This is a genomic window from Pseudomonas sp., assembly GCF_002796985.1.
Taxonomy (GTDB): domain Bacteria; phylum Pseudomonadota; class Gammaproteobacteria; order Pseudomonadales; family Pseudomonadaceae; genus Pseudomonas.
The window spans coordinates 39,261-55,552 of the sequence record NZ_PEKX01000011.1 but is presented as its reverse complement, the minus strand read 5'-3'; the positions used below and the strand labels follow the sequence as shown (position 1 = coordinate 55,552).

Below are 16,292 nucleotides of genomic sequence, written 5' to 3'. Positions count from 1 at the left end.
CGGGCGCGGCGGATTTCCGTACCATTGCCGGCCCTTCGTGATCCCCGCTTCCGAGTAGAAAAATGAAACCCGCCCGCCTGCGTGCCGATGTCCTGGCCGGACTCACCACGTCCTTCGCGCTGGTGCCCGAGTGCATCGCCTTCGCCCTGGTCGCCCACCTCAATCCGCTGATGGGGTTGTACGGCGCCTTCATCCTCTGCACCCTCACCGCGCTGTTCGGCGGCCGTCCCGGCATGGTTTCCGGCGCCGCCGGTTCAATGGCGGTGGTGATCGTCGCGCTGGTCGTCCAGCACGGCGTGCAGTACCTGCTGGCCACCGTGTTGCTGGGCGGGGTGGTGATGATCCTGTTCGGCCTGCTGCGCCTGGGCAAGCTGGTGCGCATGGTGCCGCACCCGGTGATGCTGGGCTTCGTCAACGGCCTGGCGATCGTTATCGCCCTGGCTCAGTTGGAGCACTTCAAGGACGGCGAGCATTGGCTCAGCGGCATCCCGCTGTACGTGATGCTGGGGCTGGTGGCGCTGACCATGGCGGTGGTCTATCTGCTGCCGAAGCTGACCCGCGCGGTGCCGCCGGCGCTGGTGGCGATCCTCGGCGTCGGGCTGGCGGTCTACCTGCTCGGCCTGCCGACCCGCACCCTGGGCGACATGGCGCACATCGCTGGCGGCCTGCCGCAGTTCGCGTGGCCGGACATTCCCTGGAACCTGGAAACCCTGCGGATCATTGCGCCCTACGCCTTCCTCATGGCCATGGTCGGCATCCTGGAAACCCTGCTGACGCTCAACCTCACTGACGAAATCACCGAGACCCGTGGCTTCCCGGACCGCGAGTGCGTGGCGCTGGGTGGTGCCAACATCGTTTCCGGGCTGTTTGGCGGCATGGGAGGTTGCGCGATGATCGGGCAGACCGTGATCAACCTCAGCTCCGGCGGCCGCGGCCGGCTCTCCGGCGTGGTGGCCGGGGTGATGATCCTGCTCTTCGTGCTGTTCCTCGCCCCGCTGATCGAGCGTATCCCGCTGGCCGCGCTGGTGGGGGTGATGTTCGTGGTGTCGCAGCAGACTTTCGCCTGGGCTTCGCTGCGAGTCATCAACAAGGTGCCGCGCAGCGATGTGCTGGTGATCATCGCGGTGACCGCGATCACCGTGGCGACGGACCTCGCCGTGGCGGTGTTCTGCGGCATCGTCGTGGCCGCGCTGGATTTCGCCTGGAAGCATGCCCGCGAGCTATACGCGGACATCCATGACGAGGCCGATGGCAGCAAGCTGTACCGCGTCCACGGCACGCTGTTCTTCGCTTCCACCACAGCGTTCCTCAACCAGTTCGACCCGGCGGGTGACCCGCAGCAGGTTACCCTGGACTGTGCGCACCTGAGCTTCGTCGACTACTCGGCCATCGCCGCGCTGATGACCCTGCGCGAGCGCTACAGCAAGGCCGGCAAGCACCTGCGGGTGGTGCACCTGTCCGAGCGCTGCAAGCAGTTGCTCAAGCGGGCGGGCGCGCAGCACGCCTGAGCGCCGGTCGCTCCTGCGAAAGCAAAAAGCCCCGCGTAAGCGGGGCTATTTCATTCCGATGTAAAACCGCAGGTGCGGGCTCAATGGTGCGGCGAAGCCATCTGCTGGTAGGCGCCTTCCAGCGCATCGGCATCGCGCAGCAGTTGGCGGGCGGCGCAGCGGATGCGGCGGGCCTGTTCTTCGCTGACGTTGCAGGACGACAGTTCGCACAGCAGTTCGGCGGCGATTTCGTTGTTGTACGAGGTGGAGCGGACGGTGCGCAGTGCGCGGATGTCAGGGGGTTGCATGGCGATCTCCGGTACGTGGAAAGGAAAGGAAAGGAAAGACGGCGCGACAGGCCGCGCCGTCGGGGCTGAGGCTCAGAACTTCACCTTGAAGCCGAGGATTCCCTCGTAGCTGCGGCCGTCACCGTCCAGCGCCCGCTGGTAACCCAGCGAGCCGGTGACGCTGGTGCGGTCGTTGAGCTGGTAGTCGACGCCGATGTTGAGTTCGCCCCAGCTGCCGTCCATGTCGGTGCCGAAGGGGATGTAGCCGTCCGCCGAGGAAAATTCGGTCTTGGCCTTGCCCTTGAACTCGTGCCACACGCTCGGACGGACCCAGATGCTGGTGCGCTGCTGCTTGCCCTTGTCGTCCTCGCGGAACCAGTCCTTGTCGACGCGCACGCCCAGACGGCCGGTCAGCGAGTCGACATCCTCGAAGCGCACGTCGGCGGCATCGTCGTGGCTGTCATCGAGTTTCAGCTTGCTGACGATCAGCTGGGCTTGCGGCTCGACGTGCAGGTTCTTGTCGGAGTCGAGCTTCAGCGGGTAGCCGCCTTCCAGTGAGGCGGTGATACCGTGCCCGCGGGTTTTCAGTGAGTCGGCGTCATTGGGCCGCGCCTGGATGTCGAAGCGGTTGAACTGCAGCACACCGTCCAGGTACCAGCCCTTGGGCCCGAAGTGGGTCCAGTAACCACCGATGCCGTAGGAGCGCAGGGTGTCGTCGCCGGCGTCCCGGCCGTCGGCGTGGTCGACGTTGCCCTTGATACGCCCAGCCTGCAGCGAGAGCCCGGCCTGGTCGGTGCTGCCATCGATGTCTTCGTTGCGGTAGAGGTCTGCGCCGACCTGGAAGGCCTGGATGCGGTAGTCGTAGTCAGCTCCATTGCCCAGGCTGGCGCTGCCTTTCTGGTTGATCAGCCGGCCCCAGCCCAGGGACGGGCCATAGGTGTCCACCTCTTCAGCGGGTAGCGGGTCGGTGACATTGCGCCGTTCCTCGCCGACGCGCTCGTGCAGGGTGTCGACCAGTGCGCGGCTGTAGTTCAGGGCCATGGCGGGGAGGGCGCTGTAGAGCGAGGTCTCGGCGCGGTAGTTGGCTCTCTGCGGTGCCGGGGTGGGGCGCGGTGTATCCGGTATGACAGGAGTTGTCGGGCCGCTGGGGGGGACCGGGCCGAGCGGATCGCCCGGATCAACTGGCGTTACCGGGTCCACGGGATCGACCGGATTGACCGGATCGACCGGATCGACAGGGTCCACGGGGTCTACCGGCGCCGCATCCTGGGTGGAACGCAGGTACCAGGCTTCGCCGTTGCTGTCGTCCAGGCTGGCGCGGTGCAGGGTGTACTCGTAGGGGCCGGCCTTGACCCGGTTGAGCAGGCGGAAGGCTTCGGTTTCGGTGGTGCCGCCGTTCACCGCGTCCACCACCTTGATGCCGTTGCCCTGGGTCAGGGCGCCAGGGCCGCCGGTGTTCTTGATCAGCAGGTTGCTCTCACCGCTGGCCTCGCCGCCGTCGATCACCAACTGGTCGGACGGCGAGTCGTCCTTGTACAGGTAGGTATTCAGGGCCAGGGTGCCATTGGCGCCGTGATAATCGTTGGTGGTGAGGGTCTTGTAACCACCGTCGGCGCTGAAATCGATCAGGCTGGCAGTGTTGCTCAGGCTGCTCAGGTTGGAGTTGCCGGTGAGCTGCCACAGGCTGCTGTCCCGAAGGGTGACGTCCGACTGGCTGCCGGCGGCGGTTTTCGCTGAGCCGCTGACGATGGAGGTGCTCAGGTCGATGCGCGCCTTGCCTGCGGCCGCCACGCTGCTGCCCACGCCTTGCCACTGGCCGGTGCCCATGTCGGGGATGACGCTGCCATCGTTGGCGACGGATTCGTCGACGTTCAGCCATTGCCCGCTGCCGCCGGCCAGGCTGTGGCTGAGAGCGATCTCGGCGGCCCCGGCGGTGGCAATGGTGGCGCCGTCGCGGTTGCTCAGCGAGCCGTGGTCGATGCGGATCCGGCCGGGTTGCGCGTCGGTGCCCTGGGCGTAGAGCGCGGCGGACTGGTCGCCGCTGGCGTTGACCACGAGGCGGTCGGCTTCCACGCTGCCGGCGTTTTTGGCGACCACACCGTGGCCCAGTGCACCAGAGGTGCCGACGCTGACATTGTCCAGCCGCGCGCTGGCGGTGTTATTGGCGAGTACGCCCAGGGCCTGTTCGCCGCTGACCGATACCGTGCTGTTCAGAGCGCTGAGCGTACCGCCGGACTCCGCCCGCAGCCCATGGGACTGGGCGCCTGTGGTGGCGATGCTGGTGTTGCTCAGGTCCAGTGTGGCGCTCTCGTCCTTGTATTGCCGGCTGACCAGTGCGCCGGTGGCGTGGTCGCCCAGGGTTTGCACCGTGACGTGGTCGGCGCTGAGGCTGACCGCTCCCGGCTTGGCGGAGCCGATCCCGGCATAGAGGCCCACGGAGTACTCGCCCTCGGTCTTCACGCTGAGGTTGTCCAGGACCATGCTGCCGCCATCGTCCACGGCGGCGCCGTAGGCCTGCGAGCCCTGAGTCAGCACGCTGGTGCCGTCTGCCACCAGCAGGGCGCCGGGGTTACGGGCGGCGAGGCCGTGGGGGAAGGTGAGGTTGCCGGCGGCTGGCGAGCCGCTGCCGGTGGTGGTGACCGAGCCACCGTGGACGGTCACGGTGGCGCCCAGGTCGGCAATCACGCCCATGGCATTGTCGTTGCCGCTGGTGTGTACGGTCACCTGGTTCAGGGTCAGGCTGGAGCCGGGCGCAGCAGTGCTGGAGCTCCCGGCGGCTGCGGCGGTGGAGTAGTTGCCCGCGGTACTGATCTTGCCGCCGGTGACTTCGGCAGTCGCGCCTTCGCGCACTTGCAGCCCATAGCTGGCTTTCTGCGAGGTGCGAACGTCGCTGTCGGTCATCTCCAGTCCCGAACCCGCGCCCTCGACCAGCACGCCGGGCGACCAGGGTCCAGCGCCGCCGGCCTGGGCATCGACCGCGATGCTGCTGTTGTCGACCTTGGCGTGGCCGCCAGCGCTGATGTTCACGCCGATGGCACGGTTGCCGTCCACGGCGATGCTGGAATGATCGACCGTGGCGGTTGAGCCAGCGCCCTCGACGGACACGCCATGCCCGTAGGTCAGGCCGTGCACGTCGAGTGTGATATCGCTGAGGCTAACGCTGGCGCCGGCCATGGCACGGGCGCCGGCCGCGGGGTTGGCAACGCTGCCCGCGCCACGAACGGTGATGCTGCCGTCCGCCAGGCTGATGCTGCTGCCGGGTCCCTCGGCGCGGGCGCCGCCAACGTTGTTGCCGCTGCTGACGATCTGGTTGCCGGAGGCTTCGATGCTGCCACCGCTGGTGGCATGCAGTGCCGCTGTGGTGGTGGTACTGGTCGCTACGCCGCTGACGGCAATGTCGCTGTCGGTCAGGCTGATCCTGCCGCCATCCTCGGCGCGGGCGGCGCTGGCACTGCCGCCGGCAATATCCAGGAGGGCGCCGCTGGCATCGATCTGGCTGCCCGCTCCGCTGGCCAGCAGGCCATGGCTCAGGCTGAGGGTTTTTTCATCGTCCACCGGGGCCGCGCTGGAAACCGCTGCGCCGCTGGTGCGGATGGTCGTATCGGCGATTTCTACCTGTGCGCCGTCGCGCGCCCAGATGCCCACCGAGCCCTTGCCGCTGGTAGTCAACGCGCCGCCATCGATGCTGACGTGGGTGCCGGCATCATCGGCTAGAACAGCGTGGCCATTGCCGCCGGTGGTACTGACGTTGCTGTTTGCCAGGCTGACCTGGGCGCCATCGTCGGCGCGAACGCCATAGGCGGAGCCTCCGACGGTGCTGACGGAGATATCGCTGCCCCGCAGGGAACTGCCGTTACCCGTTACGCGCACCCCGTGGGCGCCCCCGCTGGTAGTGCTGCGCGCACCGCTGGTGGAAACGCTCAGGCCGTTATCGAGGACGGCACTGCCGCCTTTTTCGACCTGGATGCCCACCGAACCCCAGGATTGGGTGGTGACGGAACCGCCGGACATTTCCAGCAGCCCTTGCTCGACCACTATCCCGCGGTTGTTGCTGCCTTTGGCGCCACCGCCGACCAGTACGTCGCTGCCGGTCAGGCGCAGTTCGCCATTGGCATCGACCTTCACGGCGGTCAGGTCGTTGGTGGTGATGGCCGCACCGGCGGCCGTCTTCGGGTCCAGGATGATGCTGCTACCGCTCACCAGCAGCGTATCGCCGGTTTCGACGCGCACGCCGGTCTGCCCCTTCGCGGCGGCGGCAGTGACTGCGCTGCTCTCGATACGGCCGTCGGCAAAGGTCAGGGTGCCGTTACCGCTGGTCTTGATTCCGCTGGTGTTGGTGGCGGCGAGCTTGACCGTGGCCTCGGCATGGGAGCCCGCGTTGATACCCACGCCCCCGGCAACGATGACGCTGATGGGCGGCGGCGCGCCCAGCAAGGAGGCGCCGGAGAATGCCTGGGGCGCGTCATGCACGGCCTGCAGGGCGATATCGAGGTATTCCGGATGCGGCGGATCGAAGGTGACGCCGGCCTCGGAGGGCTGATTGAGGTCCTCGGTGTCGGTCTCGGTGACGTTGTCTTCGGCGTCGGCGCGGATGATCCGCAGGCCGAACATGCTGGCCAGGACGAGGCTGATGGCCTGGGCCAGCCGGGAGTGGCTCAGGTCGGACAGAAAGGGCTGATGGGTTTTCATGGCAGCCTCCGAGAGGCGGGAATTGGATGGCTGCCAGTCTCCTCGTGGCTTCCGGAGCTGAATGTCGGAGCCGCTGTCGAGTGCTTGTAGGATTGATTCCCGTCTGCAGGGCTGGTCTACGCTGGTAGCGGGGCAAGAAAGCAGGAGACAGGGAATGAGCACAATTGTGCTGGTCGATAGCCAACCGGTTCTGCGTGATGGAGTGCGCGCCCTGATCGTGCGAGCCGGGCATCAAGTGGTCGGCGAGGCGGATAACGGTCAGGATGCGCTGACGCTGTGTCGTGAATTGCGCCCGGATGTGGTCGTCCTCGAGTTGGCGATCCCGCGCCTGGGTGGGCTGGATGTGTTGCGTCGACTGCGCGCTGCCATGGCCGAGGTGCGGCTGCTGGTGTTCAGTTCGCAGGAGAGTGAGGTCTACGCCGGCCGCGCCCTGCAGGCGGGAGCGGATGCCTTCGTCAGCAAGGGCGAGCCCGCTACGGAGGTGGAGAAGGCGCTGGCGGCGGTGTTGCGGGGGCGCAGCTACTTTCCACGCGGCGCCACCCAACTGCCGAAGCCCGGCGGCGAGGAGCAGGATGCCCGGGCCGAGCTTGAGCGCCTGTCCGGTCGCGAGCTGACAGTACTGGAGATGCTCGGCCGCGGACTCTCCAACAAGGAAATCTCCGAGCAGTTGAGCCTGAGCTACAAGACCATCAGCACCTACAAGATGCGCCTGCACCAGAAGCTCAATGTCAGCAGTGACATTCAGCTGCTCCAGGTGGCGCAAGCCCTGGGCCTGGTGGCGGCCGATGCAGGTGCCGTGGCAGCCCTCGACCCGGAGCTGGAGCAGGAACTGCACCTGCTTCGGGCGGTGCTCGATGCTTCACCCAACCCGATGTTCGTGCGGGATACCGAGGGCCACCTGTTGCTGTGCAATCAGCCTTTCCTCAAGCGTGCGGGGAAATCCTTCGATGAGCTCCGTGGCGGCGGTTTCGCGCAGGCGCACTGGTTGTCGCCGGCCGTACGCCAGCAGGCGGCGCAGCGGTTTCAGGAAGCGGTCTTGCGCCAGGAGCCGATCACCGAGGAGATATCGGTGGAGGGGGCCCCGATGGCTGGGACCTATTTCGCCTGGTGTGTGCCCCATCGATCGCCGGATGGGCGACTGGTGGCGATGATCGGCGGCATGCTGTCGCTGGCCGAGCGTGACCGACAGTTGGCGCAGATGCGCAGTGCTCAGTACGAGGCGAACTATCGAAATCATCTCAAGACCAACCTGCTGCTGAAGGTCGGCAGAGATTTTCGCCAGCACCTGACCGGCTTGCGTAGCAGCCTGGCCGGGGCTAGCCAAGGGATTGGCGCCACGGGGCCGCGGCATGAGCTGGAGCGAGCCTGGGAGCAGGTCGAGACGATGATGCTTAGTGTGCAGCGACTGGATGAGTTGCTGGACCTCGCTCATCACGCGCCTGAGCGAGTCAGCGAGGCTCACGAGCTTGGGCCCTTGACCGAGAGTATCCTCCGGCCGTTTTACGGCACATTGGAGACGGCGGGTATCGGTCTGGACCTGGGGCCGGGGCTAAATAGCCTGAAGCGCGTCTGGATCGATGCTGGCCACTACCGGCAACTGCTTGAAGGCCTGCTGGAAACGGTGCGCGAATCTCCTGGCCCCGACCAGGTGCGGCTGCATCTGAGCAACTGGCGATACCTGACGGGGCTGTTGCGGCTGAGGATAGAGGTATCGCCCTGGATTCCCGCAGAGAGTTTCGAGGAGCTCGATGAGCACGCTCTCTGGGCGCGGGCGCGGGTGCAGCGAATGCTGATCGCCTTCCAGGGCGAGACGCAGTGGCTGGAAGGCGACCGGGGCGAAGGTCTGTTGCGGCTGGAGTTCGACCTGCCCCTGGTCGTCTGAGGGGTTCAGTGGCGCGGGTGGTTCATCTGCTGGTAGACGTCTTCCAGGGCTTCGGCGTCCAGCAGCAACTGGCGGGCCGCACAGCGCATGCGCCGGTTGAGTTCCTGGTTGGCGATCAGCGGGGCCAGCTCGCGCAGAAGCTCGGCGGCGATTTCGTTGTTGAAGGCGGTGGAGCGGACATTGCGCAGCGTGCGCAGATTCTGGCGGGTCATGGAAACCTCCGGGGCGGGCGGCCGACTGTGCGGCCGCGCGGCGTAATCAGCATCGGATCGAGCAATCAGAACAGCTTGAGGAAGTTGAGGTAGAAGCGCGGTGCCTTGCCGTTGTCGTCGTCCAGCTCCTTGGCCGAGACCGAGCGGGTAAGCGGGAAGGCGACCTCCGGTGAGACGTAGGTGTCCTTGAACACCTGCAGGTGGGCGCCGAAGCCGGTGGAAGACAGGCTTTCACTGCTGACCCAGCTCGGGTCTTCACTCCATACCTTGCCGAAGTCCCAGAACGCGTAGTACTGGGTTGGCACGGCGTGGTCCCTGAAGGTGTGGAGGTGGTTGTACTGCAGCTCGGTTTTCATCGCGAAGCCCTTGTCGCCGGTGATCTCCGACGGGTCGTAGCCACGGCCGAACTCACTGCCGCCGACGCCGAACTGCTCGGGCGAGAGCAGCGCCTGGCCGAACGAGGTCTGCGCGGTACCGGCAATGTACAAGTTCATGCCGTCGATGATCTTCGAAAGGTCCTGCAGCCGCTGGGCGTCCACCTGCAGCTTGGTGAAGTCGGTCTCGCCGCCCTCGCGGGAGGGGTTGGCGCGGTCTTCCTGGCTGGCGCCCATGATCTTCAGGCCCTTGCTCAGTTCGGCCTTGACCAGGTTCTTGCCGCCGAAACCGTCGAAGAAGTCGTAGCTGGCGCCCAGGCGAATGGCGCGGATGCGGTCGTCGCTGGAGGGCGGGTTGTGCGGATCGTCCAGGTACTCGGACTGGCCGTTGTACCAGGTGAAGGCCGCCGAGGTCTTGAAGGTCTGGTCGCGCTGGCGGATCCACGGTCGGGTGATACGCACCGCGAAGGTGTCGCCGGAGCTGTTGGCATTGAGGAAGGAGTAGGTGTCGGCGCGGCCGTCGTTGTGCTGGGCGAGGAAGCTCACCACATCGCCCTGGGCGCCTACCGGCAGGTCGTACTGGCCCTCGAAGAAGGTCATCTTGTCGCCTTCCACCGACTGACCGGCGCGGATGCTCAGGTGGTCGCCACGGCCGGTGAGGTCGTTGACGCCAACCCCGCCGTAGACCTGCCAGGGTCCGAAGTAGCGGCTGTCGCGGTTGTCGAAGCCGAAGAAGCCTTCGTACTTGCGGATCTGGTTCTCGACGATCAGGTCGGTGCCCTGTTCCACCGGCGAGGCGGCGAGGGTGGCGCGGCTCTGCTGGCCGGACAGGTCGTTCATCAGCAGCAGGTTGCGTTCGATCGTGGCGCTTTTTGGCGGAACCTCGCGGCGGATGTTGTCGGCGTAGCGTTGCACGGCCTTGTTGCTGTCACCTTGCAGCTTCACCTCGTTGACCCGGCCCTCGAACACCTGGATCAACAGTTCGCCGTTCTCCAGGCGCTGTTCGGGCAGGTAGGCGCGAGCCAGCAGGAAGCCGGCTTGGCGATAGCGCTGGGTGATCTGCGTGACCACCGCGTTGACCTCGCCGAGGGTGACGCGGTGGCCTTCGATCTTCGCCGTCAGCGGCGCGAAGGCCTCGGGAGCGTAAAGCGTGGTGCCGCGAATGATCACCTTGTCGACCTGGAAGCGCGTGGTGTCGTTGGGGTTGACCACCATCTCGGCCGGCGGGCCTTCGGTTTCGGGGACGACTACGGTGTCCGGCAGTTGCAGGGTCGAGGGCATCCGCGTGGGGTTTTCACGGCTGCCGTCGGCGCGGGGGATTTCCACCCGACCGGGGTCGAGCTGGGCCTTGGGCCCGGCATAGGCCGGGGCCTGGATCAGCAGCAGGGCGGAGCACAGGGCTACCGCCAGGAGGTGCGGGGACGAAGGAAAGGCGCTCATGGCTATTTCCCTCCTTTGATAGTGGGGGTAGTGGGTTTCAGGTCGTGGGGAATCACGCTGCGGTTGGCCTCGGGGACGAAGGGTTTGCCGTCCTTGAACAGGCTGTTGGCGTAGGTGATCACGTCGCGAATGTCCGGCGTGCTGCTCTGCTGTCCGGCGTAGGAGCGGGGTTTGCAGATCAGTTGAACGCTGTAGGTACGCGTGATGGCCGGAGAAACGCTGTAGTTGGCGGAGACCGCACTGGGTGACTCGAGCGCGTCGCAGCGGGTATTACCTGGCGATTGAGCGGTAACCGGCACGGTCATCGACGCGGTTGCGGGACCCACGGGAGTGACCGGCGTCACGGGCACTGCCGGATCGATCGGGACAACGGGGTCCACAGGCACGATGGGTTCGATCGGTGCCACCGGACCGGTGATGGTCAGGGCGCCGTCACGGAACGTCACTTTGTAGTTGGCCCCGGCCTGGAACCCGGTGTCCTCGTCGATCGCATAGCTGCCGATCTCTTCGCCCGATGCACGGTGCAGCGAGCCCTTGGCGATGTCGGCACTGTCGCCGTTCTGCAGGCCACTGACCTGGTAGGTCAGCGATGGATCGGCCTGGCCGACGGTCTTGCTGTGGCTGTCCGCCGTCACGACCAGCTCGGCAGGAGTGATCTGCAGGTTGCCGTCCTTGAAGACCAGGGTGTAGTTGTTGCTGGTCAGTACCAGGTCGCCCTGGGTGATGCCGTAGCCTTGCGGCCGGACATTCTCGCCAGCTTCGCGTGCCAGCTTGCCGCCGCTGAGCACGCCACTCTCACTGTCGCTGTTGCGCAGTCCGCTGACCGAGTAGCTCAGGGTCGGGTCGGCAGTGCCGTAGACCTTGCTCTGATTCTGGGCGGTTACCTCCAGGGTGGTCGGAGTGATCTGCAGCAGGTTGCCGACGAAGCTGATCCGGTAGTTGCCGGACAGGCTGTTCACGCCACCCTGCTGGATGGCGTAGCTGCCGACGTTCTCGCCAGCGGTTCGGGCTGCGTCGCCCGCGACCAGCGAGGTGGCGCTCTCGCCGAATTTCTGTCCACTGACCTGGTAGCTCAGCGCCGGGTCCTGGTCGCCGTAGACCTTGCTCTGCGGGTCGGCTTCGACCTTCAGCTCGGCCTGCTGGACAGCCAGCGTGCCTTTTCGGTCCTCGACCTTGTAGCGTCCCTGGGAGCGTTCATCGCTGCTGATCGGGTTGCTGATGTCGTAGCCCCCGGCTTTCACATCGCTGGCAGCCGTGGCGGAAGTCGTCGGTGCGCCAACCTGGATGCCGTCGCGGCCCAGTTGTTGGTTCACGTAGTCGTCCACTCCCTTCACGGCCTGGGCGTGGTTGTCATAGGTCGTGGTCTGGGTGAGGGCCGGGTTGGCGTCGCCGTATTCGCGCGCCTTGTCATCGGCGGTGACCGTGACGGTCGCCGGAGCGGCATTGTGGATGATCACTCCGGGCTCGCCGGTCTTGTCCACCGTCTCGTAGAAGTGGACTCGGGCGCGCTCGAGTGCCTGTTCGCCAGAGGCGAGGGTTGGCCCTTTGCTGTCCGCCTTCTGCAGCCAGGGCGTGTCGTTGATCAGGTTGGAAATGATCGCTTCGACCGAGTCGTACTTCCCGCCGAGGCTGACCACCAGTTGCTGGCTGCTGCCATCCTGGGCGTTGTGCTGGATTTCCTTCTGGTCGGCGGCACCGTGGATGTAGGTGTAAGGCTCAACCCCCCAGCCGTGCTCGTGGAGTGTGGAAACCACTTGCAGCCCGCCATTGGCGTCGAATGAGAAGCCCACTGGCAGGGAGGCGCTGGACTGGGAACCATCAGGTTCGACACGCGTGACTTTCGCGAGGCTCGCGTTCGTGGCATCGGGGGCGATCTTCCAGGTAACGCCTGACTTGTCCGTGAACGTCAGGCCGCTGACCAGATAGTCCGAGCTGTCGAGATAGTTCAACAGGACGGCGGGGTCGATCTCCCGGTAGCCACCGTTGCCGTCAGGGGTGACGAACCCGGTGGCCTCGAATACCAGATAGTCGAAGGATGAGCCGTCCTGGGTCGTCAGCGTGACTGTGCGGGAGTTCGCGCCGGAGGTCTGTGATGGGTTGGCGACTATGTCCTGGTAGCCACGGTAAACCAGCTGCTGGGCCGTCACGCCGCTGAGGCTTTCGCCGGAGTAGGGTGCGGTCACGGTCCCAGTGGTGGTGGTGCCGCTGGCGTTGGTCTGGTTGAAGCGGAATACGCCGTTGCTGGCCTTTCCGGCGAGGGTGCCGGCGTAGTTGAGGTCATTCTCCATCCGCACGCTGGCGCCTTCCAGGGCGACCTGTTTGCCCATCAGGGCGGTGCCCTGCTGCTGGACGATCGAGGCGACGTTGGAAGTCCGCAACCAGGCGATGCCGTTGCCCACGTCGATGATGGCGCGCTGGCCATAGTCGGCACCCGTGTTGTTCAGGCGGATGTCGCCGGTGGCGGCGATGAACAGGTTGCCGTCCTTGAGCAGGATAGGCGCGTTGATGTAGACCGAGCCGCTGTCGCTGGAAAGGTCGCTGTCTGCATAGGACTGGCCCTGCACCGGGTTGCCGGTGGCGATCAGCGCCAGGGTGCTGGCATTGCCGTTGCCATCCTGGCCGATGTTGGTGGCGACTATCGCCGTGTTGACATTGATGCGCTGGCTCGCGGAGACCTCCACGTTGCCGTTGGCCAAACCGTTGACGATGGCGCTGACGGCGACGTTCCACAGATCGGCGCTCGAGGGCCCACTGGCCGAGCCATTGGTAACTCCGGCGTCGGCCTGCGCATCGTTGACGATATTCACGGTCTCGGGGTCCAGCAGCCAGGTGCCTTTGACCGGGCCGCTGGTGTTGACCTTGGCCTCGCTGGTGACTCGCAGTTGCTTGCCGGAAGTCTCCACCACGCCGCCTTTCTGCCCGCCCTGGGCACTGGCGCTGCCGGCAAAGTGGGTGCTGCCGTCGCTCCAGACCACCACCTGGCCGCCATCGGTCTTGCCGTCGGCTTTCAGCTGGGCGCCCTTGGCCACGGTGGTGTTCTTGGCAGCCGGCTCGGTGCCTTTGCCCTGGTAGCTGCCACCGACCAGCACCTTGCCGCCGGCACCCTGGGTGCCACTGGCATCGAGCTTCGCGGAGCCTGCGACATTCACCTCGTCGCCCAGCACCTTGATCTGCCCACCGTTGACGCCGGTGGCGCTGATGGTGCCGGTGACGTTGGTCTTCGCCGAGCTGCCCAGCACCACGGTACCGCCATCGGTCGAGACGGAGTCGGCGACGACGTTGCCGCCGACGTTGATCACCGAGTCCAGGTGCTTGGCCGCGCGGGCCGCGCTCATGGCCACGGTGCCATTGCCAACATCTATTTCGCCGCTGTTGTGCACACCACCGGTTACGTCCGAGTTGACGCTGTCTTTCTCGCCGGGCGTGCCGTTCACGGCGATGTTCAGCAGGCCATCACCGTGGAAGTCCAGGGTCGCCTGCGGGCCGGTCGCCAGTTGCACCATGCCCTTGCGCGCCTGGATCACCCCGGCGTTGCTCACCTGGGCGCCGAGCAGGGCGACCATGCCGTCGTCATGCACGGTGATGCGACCCTGGTTGCTCACGTTGCCGGTGAGCTGGATGTCCAGCTTGCCGCTCTCGGCGAACTGTTTCGCCTGTTCCTCGGTGAGGAAGCCGGCGCTGGCGACCAACGCGCTGGAGCTGATGTGCGCCTTCGGGCCGATCCACACGCCGTTGGGGTTCACCAGGATCAGTTGGCCGTTGGAGGTCACCGCGCCATAGATCTTCGACGGGTCGTTGCCGATCACCCGGTTCAAGGTGACGGACTTACCGTCAGGCTGGTTGAAGGTGATCTTGTTGTCGGCACCGACGTTGAAGCGCTGCCAGTTGATCGCGGTGCGCGCGCTGTTGGTGTTAACCGTCATGTCGGCGCCGTTCTGGCTGATGCTGCCGCTGCCGGAGATGACGCTGCCGCCCTGGGGCAGGGCGTCGCCGGCCAGGACCGTGAGTGGCACGCCGGCGCTGGCGAGCGCCACGGCGATGCACAGGACGCGCAGGCGACTGGGGCATGAGCCGTGGAAAGGGGTATGCAAGGGTAGGCAATTCATGATGCTGCTCCATAGCGAGAGGGCTATGGGGCAAGCATCGGATCAGGTCGCAGACGCCCCCATCATGGGCGCCTGAAAGCGCTGTAGTGGGTGCACTAGTGCGGGGAACTACTGCGCACGAGTTTGAGCTGGATCAATCCGGCGAGGGCCTGGTCCTCGCCGTTGCCGACCTTGAATTCGCCGCTGAACAGTTCGCAGACCAGGCGCACCAGTTGCAGGCTGGGGCGCTTCTCCAGGTCGGCCAGCTTCGCCGCGAGGCCTGGAGCCGGCTCGGCCTGGAAAGCCAGGCGCCAGAGGAGTTCGCCATGGGGCAGGGACTCCGCGCTGGCGCTGACCTGCTGGATGGGCAAGGACGAGCGATCGAAGGCGAACAGCAGTGTCTTGAGCAGGTTGCGATAACGGGCGAGATCGACCCAGGCCTGCTGGTCCGACGGGAAGCGCTGGAACGCCAGCCGCGGTTCCAGTTCACGCAGGTACTGCGCGGTCAGGCGGTTCAGCTCGTTCACCTGGGGCACCGGAGGCTCCAGGCCTTTTTCCAGGTGCAGCACCTCGCGCAGGATCTCGATCTTTTCCTCGATCCGCTCGATGTCGACCTCCATGCCGAGCAGCGGATGGCCGTCTGGCAGGGCATCGCGACTGGCATCGAGAAGCTGCCGGAGGGACTGGGTATCGACGAACATGTCGTCGAAGCAGTACTGCAGGTAGCGGGTGCGGGTCGCGCGCAATCCGTCCAGGTAGGCCTTGGCCTGCTGCAGGTGCTCCACTTCGCGCTCGTGTTCGGTGATGTCGACGTAGGAGCAGACCACGCCGATGGACTCGCCGGTGTCTTCCTGTAGTGGCACGCCGATCAGCCGCAGGGTGCGCTGCTCGCCGCTCAGGGTGATGTGTGCCACCAGCGAGAAGGGGTGCTCGCCCGTCGCCCCGTCGAGGAACTGCTGGTGCAGCCCTGGAATGTCTTCGGCGGCGACGGCGCCCAGTTCGAAGATGTGCCTGCCCAGCAATTGGTCCTCGGTCATGCGGTAGACGTCGGTGAAGTAGCGGTTGCAGGCCAGCAGTTCACCCTGCCGGCTCCACAGGCTGATGGGGTTGGGCAGGATGTCGAACAGGCGCACCAGATCGCGGGATTTGTTCGACGGCTCGCTCGGCGCCAGGGCCAGGCTTTCCACCACGCTGTTGTTCAGCAGGCCCTTCACCTTGGCGGCTTCCACCAGGTCCACCAGCGAATCGGTCTGGGTCTTTTCCAGCAGGCGTGCCTTGTAGGTGCTGACGGTGCGGTCGCTGATCGCCAGTTCCTCGGCGATGTCCTTGACCCGGTAGCCCTGCGACAGGTAGCGCAGGACGGTCAGCTCGCGCGGGGTGATGTGCTCGTCCGCGCCCGGCGCCTCGCCGCCCGGATGCGGCTCCTGCGCGGGGAAGACCTTGCGCCCGCTGAGCACCAGGCGCACGGCGTCGTCCACCTCCTCGGGCTGATCGCCCTTGTGTGCGAAGCCCCGCGCGCCGGCTTCCAGGCAGAGCCCCTGGTAGTGGGCGGCGGGCAGGTGGGTGAAGACCAGGGTCTTCTGTTGCGGCCAGTCGCGGTGCAGCCGCCGCAGCAGTTCGACGCCGCCCAGGCGAGGCAAGTCCAGCTCGAGGATCAGCAGGTCCGGATGCAGGCGCTTCACCAGGTCCAGCGCTTCCCGGCCATCGCCGACTTCGCCGACCACCTCGTGCCCGGCCGCCACCAGGCGCTGGCGCAAGGCGGCGAGCATGAAGGGTTGCGGGTCGGCAATGGCGATACGGCTCATCCTGGGGCTTCCTGCGCTTGGCTGTGCAGCA

General features: G+C 66.1%; 8 protein-coding genes. 2 read left to right on the top strand and 6 right to left on the bottom strand.

What is annotated here, in order from left to right; all coding sequences use genetic code 11:
• Positions 1-62: 62 nt before the first annotated feature.
• Positions 63-1,508, top strand: coding sequence for a SulP family inorganic anion transporter (locus CTR55_RS17520; RefSeq protein WP_296288100.1), 1,446 nt, complete (start codon positions 63-65; stop codon positions 1,506-1,508).
• A gap of 80 nt (positions 1,509-1,588) precedes the next feature.
• Here CTR55_RS17520 and CTR55_RS17515 read toward each other — a convergent pair whose 3' ends face one another.
• Complete coding sequence (locus CTR55_RS17515; protein ID WP_296288099.1) at positions 1,589-1,795, bottom strand: hypothetical protein; 207 nt, start codon at positions 1,793-1,795, stop codon at positions 1,589-1,591.
• A gap of 72 nt (positions 1,796-1,867) precedes the next feature.
• Entirely contained in the window at positions 1,868-6,463 is a 4,596-nt protein-coding gene (locus CTR55_RS17510; RefSeq protein WP_296288098.1) for an autotransporter outer membrane beta-barrel domain-containing protein, read from the bottom strand.
• Positions 6,464-6,617: 154 nt separating this feature from the next.
• Here CTR55_RS17510 and CTR55_RS17505 point away from each other — a divergent pair, with 154 nt between their 5' ends.
• Positions 6,618-8,345 (top strand): response regulator, encoded by a 1,728-nt coding sequence (locus CTR55_RS17505; protein WP_296288097.1) that lies wholly within the window; start codon positions 6,618-6,620, stop codon positions 8,343-8,345.
• A gap of 5 nt (positions 8,346-8,350) precedes the next feature.
• Here CTR55_RS17505 and CTR55_RS17500 read toward each other — a convergent pair whose 3' ends face one another.
• From CTR55_RS17500 to CTR55_RS17485, 4 genes are all read right to left on the bottom strand, one after another.
• Positions 8,351-8,557, bottom strand: a complete 207-nt coding sequence (locus CTR55_RS17500; protein WP_296288096.1) for a hypothetical protein — start codon at positions 8,555-8,557, stop codon at positions 8,351-8,353.
• Between the two features lie 65 nt (positions 8,558-8,622).
• Positions 8,623-10,371 carry a ShlB/FhaC/HecB family hemolysin secretion/activation protein gene (locus CTR55_RS17495; RefSeq protein WP_296288095.1) on the bottom strand — a complete coding sequence of 583 codons (1,749 nt, stop codon included), beginning with the start codon at positions 10,369-10,371 and terminating at the stop codon, positions 8,623-8,625.
• 2 nt (positions 10,372-10,373) lie between these two features.
• Positions 10,374-14,477 carry an MBG domain-containing protein gene (locus CTR55_RS17490; protein ID WP_296288094.1) on the bottom strand — a complete coding sequence of 1,368 codons (4,104 nt, stop codon included), beginning with the start codon at positions 14,475-14,477 and terminating at the stop codon, positions 10,374-10,376.
• 95 nt (positions 14,478-14,572) lie between these two features.
• Positions 14,573-16,261, bottom strand: coding sequence for a response regulator (locus CTR55_RS17485; protein WP_296288093.1), 1,689 nt, complete (start codon positions 16,259-16,261; stop codon positions 14,573-14,575).
• Positions 16,262-16,292 lie beyond the last annotated feature (31 nt).